Source organism: Robertmurraya sp. FSL R5-0851, from assembly GCF_038002965.1.
GTDB classification, from domain to species: domain Bacteria; phylum Bacillota; class Bacilli; order Bacillales; family Cytobacillaceae; genus Robertmurraya_A; species Robertmurraya_A beringensis.
Map to the genome: position 1 here is coordinate 2,360,981 of NZ_JBBOOE010000001.1, position 18,792 is coordinate 2,379,772.

Sequence of the window (18,792 nt, forward strand, 5' to 3'; positions counted from 1 at the left end):
ATTTACTTTGACTGATACGAAAAGAGGATAAGAATTGTCCCCCTCCCTCGTCCCTCCTATAAAACAAAAAATACCCGTAGTCGTTAGTGAACGAATACGAGTATTTTGCTCATTTATAGGCCATTTCCTTAAAAGATGAACTCTTCTTCCGAAAAGTGAATCATCGCACCAACGACTGGCATATGAATCCAAGCTTCATAGACCGGTTGTCCAGTTGCTTTCTGAAGGGCCTCTGCATAGGTACGCAATTGCGGGAGGTAACTCGTCGCTTGAGAGACCCAGTCGGCTTCTTTTCCCGGAAAGCTTTTATGGTCGACAATAATCCAGCCTTTTGGAGTTAATAGCAGTAAATCAATCCAGCCTGATGCCTTTTGTAGACCTTTTTGCAAGTGAACGGGCCATTCACTATGTCGTTTCAGAAGCTCAGGATAGTGTTCTGTTAAAAACTCCTCCAGTCGGTCGGAGGCTTCTAGCATCGACTCGGTGGATAGAGCTGAGATCTTATAGCGGCCCCGAATGGCTTGAGCCAGGCTTAATCGCTCTTCTTTTTCCATCTTCTGATTGTCCGCAGCTAAAAAGGCGTGCACCATTTCTCCCAATAGAGCCATGTCCGGGTTCCCAGAGAGTGGCAGACGGCTACCGATTGGATGAATTTGATTCGTGTCTGTCTCTAGGTTTATATCTGTTTCTTCAGTGCCCAGTTCACTTTTTAGTGCACTCGGACTAAATCTTGCAGGGACAAAGGTGACCCTTTCAACCGTTTTGCCCACATAGACAACATCCTGTTCTTCATTCATTTCAAATGCTGTTTCTGGTGCTTCCTCGATCGACAGCACCCTTACCCTACAAGGGAATTCCTCCCCATCTACAATCATTTTTCCGTCTCGATTATGAAGGGGCACTTCTTCTTGATTGTCGTTTTGCACTCCAATGGCGGATAGCACTTGACGACCGGACACATCGGTCATTTCTTGAATCCATTTTACTTTTGAAAAATCACGTGCGGCAAACACGAGATAATCTCTTGCCCGAGTCATTCCTACATATAATAATCGTTGATTTTCGTCTAGTAGCTGTTGCTTGCGTTGCTGTAGTTCTGGTGCCTCTGCTACATGCGCGTCTAGCCCCACCTTGCTATAGGTTTTTCCATACGGCCATGGCCAATAATACAGCCGGCGACCATGAAGTGGATCTTCCACATTAAATGGGGTGGTGCTGACGGCCATTGGTCGATCGAATACCGGAGGAGGACCATTCTTTTCAGACGATTTTTCTAAGGAATTCAGAATCACGAAAGGCCATTCTAACCCTTTTGCCTTGTGATACGTGAGTACTCTTACAGCATGCTCATCCGTGGATTCTGCCACCAGATTTAACTCTTTGTCTCTTTCGACTTCATTTAAAAATAACAGAAATCCAACCGCAGTTGCCGCTGTTCCATTGGTGCCCGCCAGATCCTCGTACTTGGTAGCTAGTTTCCGAAGGGCATCCAAATTGGCTAAGCGTTGATCACCCTGCCCCCAGCTTAGAGCGACTTCGTCTGCCTTAGCGGTGACTAATGCCAAATCCAATACTTCGGAAGGGCTCATTTGAACGATTTTCTGACGGGCCTGGTCCAAACTTTGGATCAATGGCTCCGTCTTGATCGTGTCCAATCCTTTATCTGTTTGAAGCCAATCAGTCAGCCAACGTCCTTCTCCCCAGGTGTCTGAAGAAAAGTGGACCAATTCAGCGAGTGCCAAGGTATCATTTGCGTCGACTAAGTAACGCATAGCCGCTACGGCAAATACGACTTCGGATGTGGCCATCAATCCGCCTTCTCCTACGGTCGCAGAAATGCCTAATTTAGAAAGTGCGGTGGCGACTTTTACGCACTCATCATTGGATCGGCATAGGATCGCCATATCCCCGGCTTTCAGCGATCGCGGCTCACGGGTGGTTTTATCGATAAGGATGTACTGTTCTTTTTGACGTAAGATGGTCTGGACACCTGTTGCTAAATGAGCAGCGTCGGCTTGTTGATTTTTTGAATGTAGATAGGACCAAGCTTCTACTGCAACGGCTTGTTCCGGCTTGTCCTCTCGCTTTGGGTCTAATGCGACACGGTCCGCTCTCATCCCTCTGGCTTCAAACACAGGCACGAATATCGCATTCACAAAATCGACTAGAGATTTGCGGGAACGATAAGAGGCATCGAGTATTTCAATGTCCAAATCAGGAATGCTCGTCATCGCGGTTTGCATGAGCTCAGGGTCTGTGCCTCGAAAGCCATAGATCGCCTGCTTCACGTCTCCCACCCATGTGGCCTTTTGGGCGATTTCACGAAGCTGCATATTTAAAGCGATTTGTAGAGGACTCGAGTCCTGAAATTCGTCAATGAACACATCCGAAATTCGGTCCTTTAACACCTCGATATTTGGTTCATTCTTTAATAATTGAAGAGCAAGCGACTCTTGGTCCGTAAAATCGATCAAGCCTCGTTTGCTTTTTTCGACTTTATACGTTTCCATCGCTTCCGACGCACAAAGAAATAAGCCATAAATGGCGTCTTTCATATCTTGATGCAGGCCGGGATGACGGAAATGAACGGAAGCCGCATCTTGTATAGGGTAGGCGACGTCACGACTGCTTTTCCCAACATCGAGCTTACTTAGTTTCGCCCACATTTGCCAGGTGAGTGATCCGTTCCGCTCCCAATCAGCAAGCGATGTTTTGATCAACTCTACCGCATCCAAGGTTTTCTTTGTGGTATCTTCCCCAGGAAGTTCTTGCTTCGCAAAGTTCAGGGCCGCCTTTAACTCGCTGTCCAACTTTCCAGGGTTTTCGAGGGGAGCGGGAAGCCAATTCGACATCGTCGTCCACGAATATTCGGCACAGGCTTTCACATCGTCTGCGCTCAGCCCATTTTCACGAGCGAGCTTCAATATCTCAAGCACCTTTTTACGCCAATCTTCTTGACCCAATCGTTCAAAAACAAGTCGGTAATCACGATAGAATTTGTCAATTTCCTCCACGGCCACCGTATCAAAAAGGATGGTCGCTTCTGTTTCGGCTAACACCTTTTGAACGGGAGAAAGGCCCATTTCAAGAGCAAATTCTCGTAACAGACGGCCAAACACACTATTCATCGTGCCCACATAGCCATCGAGGATTCGCGCGGCTGATTCCGGATCGTTTGCTTCCAGCAATTTCAGACGAACTCGCTCAATCAGTTCATCGGCCGCTTTTGTTGTAAACGTGGTTGCCATAATGTTTTCCGGAGGCACCCCATTTTGGATGGCTTTGACAATTTCAGCTGATAAACGGAAGGTTTTCCCCGCTCCCGCCCCAGCACTTAACATGGTTAATTTTCCGCTCATGTGGTCAACCTCCTTACTCCACATAGATTCTGATATTCACAATACATACAAGGTGGGTCAATGATGGACGCAAAAGAGCCCGCTTCCTCTGCATCACTTGATGGTACACCTGGAGCAATGATCGTCCCTTGTTGAAGCTGAGTCCACACGTCTTCTACCGATTTTCGCACCATGTCATGATTCTCTAAAAGCGATGGTCCGGGTACATGGTAGTCTTCAGGAAAGTCTTCATGTGGCAAACTGTAAAAATGTCCACTACGCAGCATGAAATACGCCACAGGCAGTTCTTCATCCTCATGATCCGCTAACAGCCAATGATAGAGCGTTAATTGGATCGACACCTTTTCCAAGCGCTCTTTATAATTGCTTGGTTTTCTCGACCATTTCGCATCGAAGAGAATCTTTTTCCCGGTACGGGTTTCACCAACCAAATCCAATCTTCCTTTGAACTCGACACCTTCGCTCCACGGTTTTTGCAATTCAAGCTCGGTATGTTGAATCTGAACACCCGCTTGATGTAAGACTTTGAAAAATTGCTGTAAAGAGGTTTGCAAATGTCTCCGTGTTTCATCTCGACGAATGCTATTTTTTGGTTCTAATAGAGGAGCCGCTAACTTTGGCATGAACTCATCAAATAATTCCCCTGCTCTTAAGCGCACTTCCTGTTCGCTCCAGCTGGATTTTTCAGTAATCAGATGTTCTAGTATCACGTGTCCTAAATTCCCTAACATGAGCGACTCATGAGGGATCGAAAGGGCACTCCCTGGTTTCACTTTCGCAGCATATCGAAACGTCCATTTAACAGGACAACCAATTAAGCTCTCAAAGCTTGTTGCCGATTCTTCTTCTCGAGGGATAACCACTTTTTCGGGTACCTGCCACGTGCGGATGGGTTCTGGGATGTTCCGTTTGTTCAACCCCACGCGTTCAAAGGGTTCCTCAAATAAGGTCACACTTGGCTGCTTCCGCCATTCCGCTGGGTCCAAGGTGAGTTTCTTCTCCGTATGATGGTCTTTCACGACGGCATACCGAATTTCATCCCATAATGGGTGAATGGGGATTTCTTCTCCTTTTACTTTGGCCGGAGCAAACAAAATCAGTTTTCGGTTGGCATAACGGATCGCTTGCTGCCAAGAAGCGGCCTCCCGGCGGCGTCGAACATCTTCCTCTGTTAAGAAGACACCTTGCTCCTTGAGCCAATTCCGTTCTTTTACCGTCCACGTTCGAATGCTTGGTCCTGACATATTCTTAAGAAATCCCCACCAAAGGATCGTGTCTGCTTCTCCCCAAATCTGCCCCGGATGGTTAACCACCTGCCATGGGGCTGCTTCCTCTCCGTAATGAGATAGCTTGGCGCCTTCGCCTAAAACCGAGTCCATGATTCGTCCGACCTGCAGCTGAGAAACGGAGGTCACTCCAAGTGTTCTTACTCCATCTAACACTTCCTGCGCATGCTTGATGGCCTGAGCATAGATCGGGTCATGAGTTCGTTGATAGGTGGATGCGGCCCATTGGCTCACTTTTTGACATATGTGAACGAAGGTTTCTAACGGCATTCCTTCATTCGGGTCATAGTACTCGTGGCGAACCCACAAATCCAGCTTCTCTTCAAGCTTTTTCCGGCGCTTTTTCTTTTCCTGATCGTCCAGGCCTTCTTCTATCCATGCTTCTTCATAATGGCGAAGTCCCTGCTCAATGGCCTCTGTCCATACAGGACCGCCAATTCCTGGATGATTCGCTAATGCGGAAGCCAATCGATAACGAATTCGTCCTGGGATAGGAGAAGTAGGAATCGTGACCAATTCCATCATTCGCTCGACTCTGATCGGGTTCCAATACGTATCAATCGTGAGAGGCAACACCTGGAGAACCGCACGCCATTTCGAAGCCCCCTCTGCCCCGGCTCCTGCCACGCCACGTCGGTGAAGAAGCTCGTCCAATAATAGAGATCCTTCGTCCTTAATAATGACCGTCTGTTCGGTGCCATGCTCCTGTAACCAGCTGGTGAGATAATCAGCAGCGTCCCATTCTTGTTCGGATCGAACGAGAAGTAAGCTTCCGTCCCCCTTTGCTTCTTGAGACAGTGACTCACCAGCGAGAACCCTTTTTAGAAGAGAAAGGTCTGTTGTGGGCTCCTCTTCTTTCTCTTTTTCGCTAGGAGCTTTCACCATTTCCACTCCATGATATTTCAGCTTTTCAATCAACTGCTTACACCAAGGGTCCCATAAGCTTTTGTCCTCATCGACGATTGTGATGGTTTCGATATGTACTTGTACCGGTTCTTCGAGCTTGGCTAGTAGGGCACGGACGCGATCGGGCAATCCCCATGTACGGTTTTGATTGGATTGCTCTAGTTCTCCTAATAGTTCCAACCATTTGCTTCCGCCCATATGGATCGTTGGGTCCCAGCCAGCTAAGACGAGTTCATCCCGACGACGCAGCAATTCCTTCGCTGTGTTCCAAGAATCGGTTTGATAGGATGGAGAATATAGCCTATTCCCATTGTCATGTTTTCGCAACAATTCTTGCCATTCAGCAATTCGCAGGTTTTCCGATTGCTTTGGAATCGTTAAGCCTAACTGTGTTTCCAATATCCCAAGTAAGCCGTTGAATCCCGTGACCACCGTACCCGCAGATGCCTCTTGGCCGTGTAGCGCGTCCGGATAAGACGCCGAATCCAGCCAAAAGCCGAGGATAATTTTCATCATTGGTCCTCCTTTTTATCGTTAAAACCGTTTTTTTCTATTATAAACAAAGGGGTGTTCCATTTTTGGACCACCCTACTCTTCATAGGCACTCATCATCTTCTTTAGCTCCTGTTTCATATCCTCTACAAGAGACGGAGGAGATAACACCTTCACATGTCTTCCCCATCCAAGGATCCACCCCTTCAATCCTTCACTCAGCTTAGCTTTTGCTTTTAAAATAAAGGTGTTGTCTTCTCCCTTTCTAATGTCTGCATCCACGCCAAACTTATCAATCACTCCATTGAGGGCGACTCGATTTAAGTGGAATTGCAGTGTGATCCATTCGTCTTGTCCACCGAACATATGAAAGGATTGCTGAACATAGCTGCTGATGTCTCTTCTATTTTTCACAAACTTTTTTTCGGTAATCACCACATCTCTCATTCGATCCAATCGGTAGTTTCGAGGATTGTCTTCTTCACTGTATTTCGTATCTTCGCCGATTAAGTAATAAAAGTCTGATTCCCAAATAAGTGCTAGTGGTTTGATCTGGTAATGTTCCCCACCTTTACGCAGTTGAAACTCTTTATCAATATTAAAGTCTCCGTACTGAAATTTAATCAGCTTACTTTCAAAAATGGCATCGTGAATTATATCAATATGTAGTTTGATTAGGTTGTAATCTTGGTTAATGGATTGCTGGTAAACAATTGGATCTGGAAGAGACTTTGCTACATGGCTACTTGTCAATTTTTTCACGTTGGATACGATGTTTCTCTTTTCTTCTTCGGTGATAAAACGGGCCGAGAGAATCGGATCAATCAACAATCTCAATTGATATTTTTCAAATAATCGATCTTGGTGACTGTAGTATTTCTTCCCATACTTTTCGGTATTATCAATAATCTCAAATCCGGTATCTTTCAAGATTTCGATATATTCTTTTACTTTTTTCTCATTAGCCGTACATCCTGGTATTTCTATTTGTAACTTTTCCACCAACTCTTTAATGGAAAGCTGTTTGACTTCATCCGTCTCTCGAAGAAGGATTTCTTTTAATACGAGGAGACGGACACCGGTTGTATCTTCAAGCATGGAATTTCCCCTTTTCTTTATCTTTGAAAAAATTATAAAAGCCTAATGGACTTAGTTCAGTATGTCCTTTAATGTCTGATCAAGGGTTGGGTAGACAAATGTATAGCCTTCATGTTGTAATCGCTCGGGAAGAACCCAACGGCTTTTTAACACTAATTCCGTTTCGGTTTTGATGAATATAGATCCGATTTCTAACATCCATTTCGGACTTGGTAATCCAAACGGGACTCCCATGGTCTTTCTGAGGGTGCTCATGAACTCGTAATTGCTAACAGGGGCTGGCGATGAACAGTTGAACACCCCGCTCAGATCGTTTCTATCTTTTAAAAATAGGACAATTTGGAATAGGTCTTCCACGTGAATCCAACTGAACTTTTGCTTTCCGTTCCCTTGGTGCCCTCCTAGACCGAATGTAACTAAATTTTTATAAGGAGTCATGACTCCACCGTCTTTTCCTAAAACGATGGCTATACGTAGGGCGACTTGTCTCGTGTTTTGAAGGTCAAAGGAGAAGAACGTTTTCTCCCAATTGGTTGCGACATCTACCGAGAAACCCGAACCGATTTCTCCGTTTTCTTCCGTCATCGGACGGTCTTCTGCGTGTCGATAAATGGTTGCTGTACTGGAGTTTACCCAGGTCTTAGGTGGATGGGTACACGCTTGAATGGATTCTCCAAGGATCGTTGTAGTCTTCACCCTTGAATTCATGATCTCATTCCTGTTTACCTCGTTGTATCGGCAATTGACTGATTTACCTGCAAGGTTAATTAAGAGTTCAGCATCCTCTAAAGCTTCAACCATGTCTTCCTTGTCTTCCCATGAAATATGCTGTTTTTGCCTCGAGATGATTTTCACCTCGTACCCTTGGTCTTCGAATCTCTTTTGAAAGTATTCGCCGATAAAGCCCGTTCCCCCGGCTATAACCACTTTTTTCATAGGCCTCTCCCTTTCTATAAAAAGCGTTTTCTTATTTCTGGTGACGGTATCATGCAATGATCCTTTTTTCCGAACCATTTGTATCTATTCTTGGCAAGGATATCGTAGAAATAGTCTCGTATAGGTTTTGGTATGATGGAAAGTACGTATAAGAGCTTCCAACCGCCTGATAAATGCTTGCTGATCCGAAGAGCGGCCGCAGACTTAAAGTAACACTTATCGTCTTTTACTAAAATTATGCTGTCCATATGTTCAGGCACTTGGTACTTTCTTTTTATCTCTTGCCCTATTTCACTTTGTAGCGAGGTGAATTTGTATACGGCATTTTTATCTCTTTTGATGATGAATTGAACGCTATGATCACAAAAGTTACATTCTCCATCGAACAAAATAATGTTGTTCATCCCCTCACCTCTTTTCAATATAAGAATATCTAGTTTTACTTACTCATCTTATGCTAAAAAACGAACGATTAATTTCTCTAATCTCTCAATATTAACCATGGCTGTCTTGGACCCTGGCGAATGTTCCAGTTGTTTCTTAAAGCATACTACACTCTCTTTATAGGAACGAACGGCCTGCTCCTCTTCCTTCATATCTAAATAACAATCTCCCATTTCCCGATAGATCTTGCCTCGACTGTTGTGGGCATAAATGTATTCGGGAGAATGCTGGAACAATTCATCACTTTTGATTAGTGACGTTTGGAACGCTTCAATGGCTAATGAGTAGTTCTTTTGTTTTCTATACAATCTTCCAAGTGAGCGATACGCAGAACTGAGCCTATTTCTTGAACTTCCTTGGACTTCTGAAAGCTCTAGCGCTGTTTCAAACGACTCCACGGCGAGTTGAAATCTTTCAAAGGCTGGACTGAATTGACCGAGGTCGGCATACAAATCCAACAGATCCACTGACGCATGTCCTCGCATTTCATACCCATCCACATATTCCGGTGCCTTCTCGATCACTTCATTGTAGATGGAAATCGCTTGATGGAAGTTTGCTAGTTTCTCTTCTTTTTTAGAAATGGCCTCTGCCAGACGTTTATAGGCCAGACCTTGGTGCGCCCGGATGGTGATGGTATCTTTTAGCTCCTTCGATGACAGCGCCTGCTCATAGGATTGAATGGATTGGTAAAAATGATGAAGATCCTCGCCAAGTGACCCTTCATCATTCTGTAACTCTCCTAATTTTTCGTGCACTTGCCCGAGGGTGGCGTATAGTTCAGCTGATGGTTCACCCCATTCAATTAACCTAGAGCACTTGTCTAAAGCCTTCTGATACGATTGTTGTGCTAGCTCGTATTTGGATTGAAGTTTATAGATTTTTCCTAGTCGTGTGGAAATCCAAGCGATCTCTTGTAGAACTTGTGGTTCTTCTTGGACTTTTTCTAATTCTTGAATTGCACTCACAAACGCATAAACCGCTTTTTCATAGTCATTGGTATTTCGGTACAAGTCTCCCAGCTTCTTTTGAAGATAGGCAATTTGTATCTGACCTTCACCCTGTATTTCGTAAAGCTGAATCGCCCTATTCGCCCGCGCTTCTGCTAACTCATATTGTCCATTTAACAGATACAGTTCACATAGACCTTGTTGTACCAGCGTCTGTACTTGCCAGTCACTGTACTCCTCCGCTAATCTTTCATACTCTTTGATTAACGAACTCCAATGCCCGTTATTGGTCATCACCACAGAGTATTGAGAAAGCCAGTCAACTAATTTATCCGTGGTGAGGACCCTTTCCCCGTGATGAAGGGCCTCCACAAATGCGGTTGGAAGTTCCTCCTGCTGATCCAGTCTTTTAGAATAATAGGTATGAAGAAACGTATGAACTTGCTGGAACAATGAGGGTGTTTGCTCCTCCACCTGATGATACAGCCCTTGCTTCATCAACTTATGCATCGACCAGGATCCGTCCTGATCTAGCTCTTGGATAAAGGAGAATTCACAAAGCTCGGGAAATGCCGTCACAGGATAAAAGGTTTTGAATTCAGTGACGAGCTCGACAAAAAGATCCTCTGTCCAAAATCTTGGAACCGATAAGATTTTTAACGTTTCTTTTTCCGGACGGTCTAAATATTTTAAAAAGCGATGAAGCACTTCTTCTGGACGCTTTGAAAAGTCCGCTACCTCAGGCACTTGTTTTCTTGAAATGAGCTGATACGTATCTACCATTAAGTCTAGATAGTAGGGAAGTCCTTCGCTTCCTTGGATGATCGCCCCTTGGATGAATTCATCTGAAATGAGGCAGGAATTCAGAAAGCTTTTGCAGTCCGTTGGAGATAGTTCCCCCATTAAATGCTGCTCAACTACCGAATTCCACTCCGGATTGCTTTTTTCCCAGACGAGTTTTTCTCGGCCACAAATGACATTTAGGACCGAGACCTCGTCAAATTGCAGGATCAATTCCTTAATCCACTCGTCCCTTTCATCGAAGGAACCGACCGAACGATCCTTTTCCCATAAGGCTTCATAGGTATCGAAAAAGAACACCGCTTTTTTGTTTGTTTTTTTCAACCAACTGATTACATCTGCCGCCCAATACACCAAAAGCATGTCTTCAATATCCTTTGGGTGCATGTCCTTCAAGTCAGCTAGTATTTCTTTGCCAATTCGATTCCACCATTGCATCACGTCCCGGTAGTTGGCTAGGCCATCAATGAGCTTGATCGTCTTCGGAATCCATTGAACGACCGGGAGATTTTCAAGTTGTGTGACTAATTCAGCCACAAAGCTTCCTTCTTCTAAAAATGGAATCGACTTTCGCTCAGACTTCATCGTGATTTGCGATTTCATCCGACTCCAATAAATCGCATACGCCAAATCAAAGGTCGTAAATTTGATGTTATGCTCCTGTGTTAATTGCTGGCGAAACCAAATCAGGGCTTCTGAAGGATCCCGGTGTTTTTCTTCGCGAAAATCAATCGTCACTTTTATGGCAGTGTCATCAAGTGTACTGGTCATATGTTGTAATTCTTTTTGCAATCGTGACTTGCCAATCCCCCCGACTCCATAATAGACGAGTACTTTATATTGCTCGTGGGATAACGATTGGAAGGCATTAATATACGACCGTCTCGGCTCCTCACGATCGGTAAACTGCCGAGACGCGGTTTCTTTCAATTGTTTGATCGAGCGTTTTGGTTTTAGCATAGGTACTCCTCAAAAGGCTTTAGTATATAGGAATATTTTAACATGAAATAATTAGCAGCTGGGTAAAGAAAAATGCCAAGTGAATATCTCCACCTGGCATTCTTCTAATGGCTTATGGTTTAAAAATCGTGCCTCTCCTAGTATTGCAAGTGTAAGTTAGAGGATGCATGAGGAATGATTACCATTGAATTAAACATCAAATCATAGTAATATAAGTACATCAGCTGCATTGTTCGTATTCATAATAAAGTTTTAACCTTTAAGCTGTAATAGGGAGTTTAACATCGAAACACGAATGACAAGTCTCCGTCTATACGACAAGGAGGACAGGCAGGAATGTTTCTGCGAACACCCACTTTGAGGAGTGGTGGTTTAAAACTTTCTTATCCTTTAATACGGCAAATGCGGCACTACATATGAGAGAAACCAGTTTCCATTGGAGACTGGTTTTTTTCATTAGAAAATGGATATCAGTTCTTTTGTATAAGGATGGCGATCGGTACTAAATAGCTGTTCTTGGTTGAACTAATCGACTATCTCCCCATCTTTCATAACCATGATTCTTTGGCTCATTTGGTTAACGGCAGCAAGATCATGTGAAATAAACAAATAAGAAAGATTCAAGGTTTCACGAAGCTCTGTTAAAAGAGTGAGCACGGCCCCCTGGGAAATCACATCTAAGCTTGCGGTCGGCTCATCTAGAACAATCAGATCTGGCTCAATACTGATCGAACGCGCAATCGTTACACGTTGCTTTTGTCCGCCACTTAATTCATGCGGATATTGATTCGCTACATGTGAAGGCAGTTCCACCGCTTCAAGAAGCTGTCGGATAATGCGTCCTTTGAGGTATAGGAAAAATGACTAAGGACGAATTCTTTTCTATACTGTTCATAAGGTTCAAAGATGGATTCTTTTATTTTCAGCTTTGGATTAAGCAGCTGTCGGGTTTTGAAATACGATTTGAATTTTTTTTCGATAAGGATATAATTCACCATATCGGTCAATTTTCTGTTTGGGAAAGAGAATTAGAACTAATGGCTGTATCTGCTAAATTATCGGTAGAAAGTTAAAATCTGTATATTCTTATTAAAGTATGCTTAGTTGAACAAGGATTGGGAAACCATTCTAGTTTGGTTCCCTTTGTTTTTTTCTAATTATCTATTTAACATTTACCACAGCCTTCATAAAAAATAAGGCTGATTTCTTTTTAAAATCAGCCTTACTATCCTACGAGGTAACAAAGAAATACTGTACCTGTTGATTGGTTTCTACTTGCTTTCCATGTAATTGTTCAGTAAAATCAATCCACTTATAATTCTTCAGTTTATTTTCAAGCTTTTCGCTAATTTCATCTTCAATGTCATGCATGACCCTTACCGTTTCTTCTATTGACATGTTGAATCGCTCGGCCGCTTGATGGTGTGGGGAATGTTCCCTTAGAAGGGCTAAGAATTCTTCCCTCGTATCGGATTGCTGAGCAAGAGAATCTTCAATGCTTTCAATAAATTGGTAGAGCTTTCTCCGATTCCTTGGCAAGGAAGCTACAATATTTCTTACGAAAACCTCCATCATTTTTTCATTCATGATCCATGCCCTTCTTTCTTTTACCAGCTGGATTTCTTTACACCAGGGATCTGACCCTTATGGGCAAGCTCACGAAAGGCAATACGCGACATCTTAAATTTTCTCAAATATCCTCTTGGTCTGCCAGTCACTAAGCAGCGATTGTGAAGACGGGAAGGAGCTGAATCACGTGGTAGCTTACTTAACGCTTCATAATCCCCTTTTTCCTTTAGTTCTCTTCTCTTTTCTGCGTATTGTTCCACTAGCTTTTGTCTTTTAAGTTCTTTTGCCACTTTAGACTTCTTTGCCATATTAGACTCCTCCTATATGATAAGCATAATCATTACGATTTATTTTTCTTTCATATTGTATTTCTGAAGGAAACGATCCACTCTTCCGCCTTTATCTGCGAACTTCTGCTTGCCTGTGTAGAAGGGATGGGTGTCCGAACTAACTTCTACTTTTAGTAAGGGGTACGTATTTCCATCTTCCCATTCAATCTTCTCGTTCGATCTTTTTGTAGAACCGGTTAAGAATTTATAGCCACTGTTCACGTCCATAAAGACCACTTTATTGTAAGTAGGATGTGTATTTGGTTTCATATTTTTTTACCTCCGATTATTTTTTATGACAAATGCTCTTCCTTTTTCTCGCTACGGAAGTCATAACACTCTCTTTATGACTTCTCCCCTTCCTTATCCCATGCATCAGACGTCATAACTTTCACTTTATGACCTCTGTAACCTCCTATTTGATACCCAACGAGTCATAAATCTTCCTCACACCGTTACTTCTTCTACATAAAAAGGTGGCAGTGGATCACTTAGCTTGTTCCAATCTTGATCCATTTCCTCTTCTGTTAATAAACAGGCATCTAGGCTCTCTATCAGTTCTTCTTTGTTAAAATCTATGCCGATAAAAACAAGTTCATTCATTCGGTCACCATACTCCTTATCCCAACGTTCCAGTAATTCTGGTTCCTCCTCCAGAATTCTCGCTTGTTCTTCTTTAGGAGCTGCGGCAATCCATTCTCCTGCTCCCTGAAAGATAATAGAGGGCCCAGCCTGCGAGAGTAGACCTGTCATATCGTTTCGAGTCGCTAACCAGAAGAACCCCTTCGCACGAACAATTTCTGATGGCCAATTTTCCAACCAATGATTCCATCTTTCTGGATGAAATGGCTTTCTACTGCGATACACAAAGGAAGAGATTCCGTACTCCTCTGTCTCTGGTGTATGCTCTTCATTTAACTCCTTAATCCAGCCTGCCGCTTGACTTGCTTTGTCAAAATCAAACAGCCCCGTATGTAGGATATTTGATAAAGCAACAACAGAATGTGCACTTTCAACCACTTTCGCCTCTGGGTTCAGCTTTTGAAGCACGGCTTTTAATTCCTCCATGCTTTCTTGACTCACTAAATCAATTTTATTTAAGATAAGAACATTCGCAAATTCAATCTGATCTATGAGTAGATCTACCACTTCCCTTGTATCGGTTTCATCATTCGCCTGTTTTCTATCAAGGAGACTTTCACCTGAAGCAAAGTCATGCCAAAAACGATTCGCGTCAACCACCGTCACCATCGTATCCAGTTGACAGTACTCAGACAGGTTCATTCCTAAGTCTTCATCCAAATAACTAAACGTTTGTGCAACGGGTACAGGCTCAGAAATCCCCGATGATTCGATCAAGATATAATCAATATCCCCTTCTTTCACAAGCCGCTCTACTTCCACCATTAAGTCCTCGCGCAATGTACAGCAAATACAGCCATTCTGCATTTCAACCAGCTTTTCTTCCGTGCGGCTGAATCCACCTTTTTTCACCATGGACGCATCAATATTTACCTCGCTCATATCGTTAACAATAACGGCAAACTTTAAATTTTCTTTGTTTTGTAACACATGATTTAACAAGGTCGTCTTCCCCGAACCTAAGTATCCACTTAAAACCGTTACCGGTACCTTTCTCATCCTCTTCTCTCCCTTGTTCATTTTTAGGAATCATTACGATTTAAATTTTATAAACTAGCAACAATTTTTTCGGCTGCCTGTCTGGCACCAGAAATATTTCTAGCAATTGGGCCGATCTCCAACTCTGCCAACGGTCCCATCACATACAAATGCGGACACCACTGAAGGTTTTTGCTGACAATTGGATAGCCACAATTGGCACAATGTAAATGTTCTTCTTCAATCAGTTTCTCTACCCAGTTGCCAGGTCTTGTTGGGTAAAATCCTGTTGCAAGTAATACATGTCGGGCTTGATAAGACTTAGAGCTTACGTGTAGGGTTAGATACTCCTGTTCCATTGCATAAGAGTTTACTTCTCCGTCAACAATACGTAGCTTTTGCTTAGCTTCTAGACCCTTTATTTTATGAAAGACGTCCTTAGGTACAGAGCCTTTTAATCTAGCCTCTTTTATCTGTTCTCGACGAATCGTATAATCCATCACCCTACGATAGGGCCCTTGTCGTTTTACCCCTAACCAGCCTGGATCACTATCAAAATCATGAACCCGAAAAGGATGACGTTTGATTAAGGTCACTTCACCAGGAAATTCTCTTGCCATCTTGATGGCAAGATGAGCTGCCGTAATCCCTCCCCCAATGATTGCAATCGGAGGTTTCATTTCCTTTAGATTTTCGAGCTTATCGTCAAATATATGGTGAACCTGTTTCGGAGAATGGAAAGCAAGTTCCTTTGCCCAATCAGGTACCAATAGTTGCTCATTTACACTAATCGCTATGACCACATTTTTCGATTGAATCATTTTTCCATCTTCCGTTGTTACTTCCCATCCCCCTTTAGCTTTTTGAACCTTTTCCACTACTCCTCTATACCAACTTTTCTTCAAGTTGAAATCAGAAATTATTTTTTCACTATGGTCGTTAAACAATTGTAGCGATGGACGGTTATACACCCCATAAAATGGGTTATGTAGATCGGTTTGCTTTCCGAATTGCAGCAAACTAAAAGGATGAACATCAATATGATGAACGGACGGAGACCGAAGAAATGTCATACCGATTCTTTCCGTATTTCGTTTCCATCTTGCCATGGGCTCCGAATGGGGATCGATGATACATAGTTTCTCATTTCGAACTTTCCCATGTTTAAGTAAATACGTTGAAATCGTACAGCCATGAATTCCGCCTCCGATCACTAACCAATCAAACATTTTTTGACCTCCTTCCCTTTAATCGTAATTGTTACGATTTACATTCTAAACAAAATGAAAAATAAACACAACCCCCTTTTTGAAAATTTTTGCTGATGCTTCTACCTTTGCTCTTTTCATAAATTTTTCAAATAATCAATTGCAAATCGTAATGATTACTATTATAATCAACATAAATCGAAATTATTACGATTAACATAAAGAGAGATGGTTTTACAGAGGGGTGACGAGAAATTGAAGAAAAAAATGATTTCGCTATTATCTTTTCTAACCGGTTTTGTTCGTATTGTCGGCTTGTAACAGTACTACGTCAACAGAGAGTAATACTGAGAATACGAGTGACAAACTACAAATCTATACAACTATATACCCCATACAATATTTTACTGAGAGAATCGGTGGAGACTATGTTTCAACAAAGAATTCTGAGGACTATTTTTATATAATGAAAGACCAGTTTCCTTTGGAAACTGGTTTTTATTATTTATGTGTTTCACACTTCTTAGTTTCTAATTATATCTAGAGTTTTAAACAGTACACGTGAATAAGAGTGTTTGATGTTATTGGTATTTTTTCCCTCAATTGTCTCCACTAGTTTTCCGTCATACATTACCATTATGCGGTCACAAAATTTTCTAGTTGTCACTAGGTCATGTGAAATAAATAAATAGGTTAGTTTATATTGTTTTTTTATATTTTCCAACATGTTTATGATAACTTGTTGCGAATCTTGGTCGAGGCTAGAGATGGATTCATCAAATATTATCAGTTCTGGTCTTACAACCAAGGCCTTCGCAATACAAACCCGTTGCTTCTGCCCACCACTCAATTGATGAGGATATCTTGAAAGATATGACTCATCAAGATTTACTAGCCTGAGGACTTTCTTGTAGCTTTCTTCCCATGTCGATTTTTCATTTGGATAATAATTAAGAAGAGGTTCTAACAAAATTTCCTTTATTGTCATTTTTGGAAACAAGGATGACGAAGAGTCTTGAAAAACTAGTTGAATATGTTTATATAACCATTGACTTCTCTTGTCCTTTATCGACTGACCTCTGAAGCAAATTTTTCCTGATGTGAGAGGCTCTAATTTTGTGATTAGTTTAGCCAACGTACTTTTTCCACTTCCACTTTCCCCTACTAGACCAATACTTTCCCCGCTCGCTATTGTAAAATTTATTTGATGAACCGCCTTGATATATTCCTTTTTCACAAATAATGATTTGTTTCTAGCTCTTCTTGGAAACGCTTTTGTCACATTCTTCAGTTCTAATAGGATCAACTTATCACTCCTCCAGCATTCATCTGAATAATACGATTTGCATATTTATTTATACTTTGTTGATCATGAGAGATTAATAAAATGGTTAGCTGATAGTCCTTCTGTAATTTCTTTAATAGTGTCATAACCTTTTCTCTATTTATGGCATCAAGTGCAGTGGTTGGTTCATCTGCGATTAATATCTTAGGTTTCATGCTGACCATCATAGCTAATAAAATCCGTTGGCGCATTCCCCCACTAAGTTCAAATGGATATGACGATAATATTAGGTTTGGATGAGAAAAACCAACCTGATCTAAAAGAGAATGTAGGTACTCTTCTAACTCCTTACTCTTCCACTTTTGTCTAAGTCTTAATGTTTCCACCATTTGTTTTTTTACCGTTCTAATGGGATTTAAACCATTTAAAGATTCTTGAATCAGTAAGGAAATTTCCTTTCGTCTAAACCTTTGCCATTCCTTCTCGTCAAGAAAGTTAATGATCTGGTCATTATAAATCATTTGGCCTTTGGTCACCTTCCACCGATCTCCTAACATGCCTACCATTGCATGCGCTGTTACACTTTTTCCACATCCACTAGGTCCTGTTATAGCGACCATTTCTCCGGCAAATAATTCAAAAGATATATTTTGAACGATAGGTTTATGATAATAAGAAATCTCTAAATCTTTTACACGTAAAAGAGGCCTGTTTGAAATCAATTCCCTACACCTCTTTCACACTGTGTTTACTATACTGATCACCTATTAATTGACAGGCTAACATAAACAGGAAGAGGGCCAGTCCCGGAAAAATCATGACAAATGGTGCAATCTGAAAATACAAAGTGGCATCATGTAGCATACTTCCCCATTCTGGAGTCGGGGGTTGGGTTCCCAGGCCTAAAAAAGAAAGTGCTGCTATTAAAAGGACAATTTTCCCCATATCCAACGTTCCAAACACCACTAGATTTTGGAGAATAACAGGAAATATATAATACCTCATGATACGAAAATGTGAATTCCCTGACATTCGAGCAGAGAAAATATAATCTTCTTCGCATGTTTTTATTACTAAACTACGAATGAACCGAACATAATTAGTCCATCGAACGATTAAAATAGCCATTACCATATTGAAAAGACTGGGACCTAATACGCCAACAATCGTTATTGCCAGGATAATATCTGGAATGGCAAGGGTGACATCGATGAAACGCATGATCAAATAGTCTAACCTCCCACGAAAATATCCTATAAATAAAGCAATAGGAAGGCTAATAACAAAGGTTAAAAGCATAATGATCACAGAATACACAACACTTACTCTTATCCCATAAATAATTCGTGATAAGATACAACGTCCTAAATGATCCGTTCCAAAGGGATATTCGAAATTTGGCGATACTAGGCGTTTAGAGAGATTTACTTCCAGAGGGTCATGAGGAGATACCCCTGGTGCTAATAAGCCAATTACAAAAATAAAGATAAGAAGAGATACACCAACCATTTTCTTACACTTAAATATATCTCTGACCTTCATGGACATC

Annotated in this window: 16 protein-coding genes and 1 other RNA gene; 2 read left to right on the forward strand and 15 right to left on the reverse strand. The window is 42.0% G+C overall.

Annotated elements, in window-relative coordinates; all coding sequences use genetic code 11:
• Positions 1-128: 128 nt before the first annotated feature.
• From MKX65_RS11900 to MKX65_RS11925, 6 genes are all read right to left on the reverse strand, one after another.
• On the reverse strand, positions 129-3,383 hold the full coding sequence (locus MKX65_RS11900) for a UvrD-helicase domain-containing protein (protein WP_340903767.1): 3,255 nt from the start codon (positions 3,381-3,383) through the stop codon (positions 129-131).
• Complete coding sequence (locus MKX65_RS11905) at positions 3,356-6,067, reverse strand: RecB family exonuclease (protein ID WP_340903768.1); 2,712 nt, start codon at positions 6,065-6,067, stop codon at positions 3,356-3,358. Before MKX65_RS11905 ends, MKX65_RS11900 begins: the two co-directional genes overlap by 28 nt.
• Before the next feature lie 72 nt (positions 6,068-6,139).
• Positions 6,140-7,141 carry a helix-turn-helix transcriptional regulator gene (locus MKX65_RS11910; RefSeq protein ID WP_340903769.1) on the reverse strand — a complete coding sequence of 334 codons (1,002 nt, stop codon included), beginning with the start codon at positions 7,139-7,141 and terminating at the stop codon, positions 6,140-6,142.
• A gap of 51 nt (positions 7,142-7,192) precedes the next feature.
• Positions 7,193-8,077, reverse strand: coding sequence for a TIGR01777 family oxidoreductase (locus tag MKX65_RS11915; RefSeq protein WP_340903770.1), 885 nt, complete (start codon positions 8,075-8,077; stop codon positions 7,193-7,195).
• Positions 8,078-8,091: 14 nt separating this feature from the next.
• Complete coding sequence (locus tag MKX65_RS11920) at positions 8,092-8,481, reverse strand: DCC1-like thiol-disulfide oxidoreductase family protein (protein WP_160547592.1); 390 nt, start codon at positions 8,479-8,481, stop codon at positions 8,092-8,094.
• Positions 8,482-8,529: 48 nt separating this feature from the next.
• A complete protein-coding gene (locus MKX65_RS11925) occupies positions 8,530-11,232 on the reverse strand; it encodes a tetratricopeptide repeat protein (protein ID WP_340903771.1) in 2,703 nt (900 codons plus the stop codon).
• A 218-nt stretch (positions 11,233-11,450) separates the two neighbouring features.
• On the opposite strand from MKX65_RS11925, the gene ssrS reads away from it, so the two are divergent.
• Positions 11,451-11,647, forward strand: a non-coding RNA gene (gene ssrS / locus MKX65_RS11930) — 6S RNA.
• Positions 11,648-11,757: 110 nt separating this feature from the next.
• Here ssrS and MKX65_RS11935 read toward each other — a convergent pair.
• A complete protein-coding gene (locus MKX65_RS11935; RefSeq protein WP_340906231.1) occupies positions 11,758-12,069 on the reverse strand; it encodes an ABC transporter ATP-binding protein in 312 nt (103 codons plus the stop codon).
• Positions 12,070-12,092: 23 nt separating this feature from the next.
• On the opposite strand from MKX65_RS11935, the gene MKX65_RS11940 reads away from it, so the two are divergent.
• Positions 12,093-12,305: a hypothetical protein gene (locus MKX65_RS11940; RefSeq protein WP_340903772.1), complete on the forward strand. Its 213-nt coding sequence runs from the start codon at positions 12,093-12,095 to the stop codon at positions 12,303-12,305.
• 157 nt (positions 12,306-12,462) lie between these two features.
• On the opposite strand, the gene MKX65_RS11945 is transcribed toward MKX65_RS11940, so the two are convergent.
• The 8 genes from MKX65_RS11945 to MKX65_RS11980 all read right to left on the reverse strand — a co-directional run bounded on the left by MKX65_RS11945 (position 12,463) and on the right by MKX65_RS11980 (position 18,785).
• The gene (locus MKX65_RS11945; protein WP_340903773.1) at positions 12,463-12,819 is read right to left on the reverse strand and encodes a hypothetical protein; all 357 of its coding nucleotides are present in this window, start codon (positions 12,817-12,819) and stop codon (positions 12,463-12,465) included.
• A gap of 20 nt (positions 12,820-12,839) precedes the next feature.
• On the reverse strand, positions 12,840-13,109 hold the full coding sequence (rpsN, locus tag MKX65_RS11950) for a 30S ribosomal protein S14 (protein ID WP_160547594.1): 270 nt from the start codon (positions 13,107-13,109) through the stop codon (positions 12,840-12,842).
• 39 nt (positions 13,110-13,148) lie between these two features.
• Positions 13,149-13,400, reverse strand: a complete 252-nt coding sequence (locus tag MKX65_RS11955) for a type B 50S ribosomal protein L31 (protein WP_160547595.1) — start codon at positions 13,398-13,400, stop codon at positions 13,149-13,151.
• Positions 13,401-13,577: 177 nt separating this feature from the next.
• Positions 13,578-14,771 (reverse strand): GTP-binding protein, encoded by a 1,194-nt coding sequence (locus MKX65_RS11960; RefSeq protein WP_160547596.1) that lies wholly within the window; start codon positions 14,769-14,771, stop codon positions 13,578-13,580.
• Positions 14,772-14,818: 47 nt separating this feature from the next.
• The gene (locus MKX65_RS11965) at positions 14,819-15,979 is read right to left on the reverse strand and encodes an FAD-dependent oxidoreductase (protein WP_160547597.1); all 1,161 of its coding nucleotides are present in this window, start codon (positions 15,977-15,979) and stop codon (positions 14,819-14,821) included.
• Positions 15,980-16,481: 502 nt separating this feature from the next.
• Complete coding sequence (locus MKX65_RS11970; protein ID WP_340903774.1) at positions 16,482-17,264, reverse strand: ABC transporter ATP-binding protein; 783 nt, start codon at positions 17,262-17,264, stop codon at positions 16,482-16,484.
• Positions 17,261-17,965, reverse strand: coding sequence for an ABC transporter ATP-binding protein (locus MKX65_RS11975; RefSeq protein ID WP_340903775.1), 705 nt, complete (start codon positions 17,963-17,965; stop codon positions 17,261-17,263). The genes MKX65_RS11970 and MKX65_RS11975 overlap by 4 nt, the downstream gene beginning before the upstream one ends.
• Positions 17,966-17,969: 4 nt before the next feature.
• On the reverse strand, positions 17,970-18,785 hold the full coding sequence (locus MKX65_RS11980; RefSeq protein WP_340903776.1) for an ABC transporter permease: 816 nt from the start codon (positions 18,783-18,785) through the stop codon (positions 17,970-17,972).
• Positions 18,786-18,792: the final 7 nt, after the last annotated feature.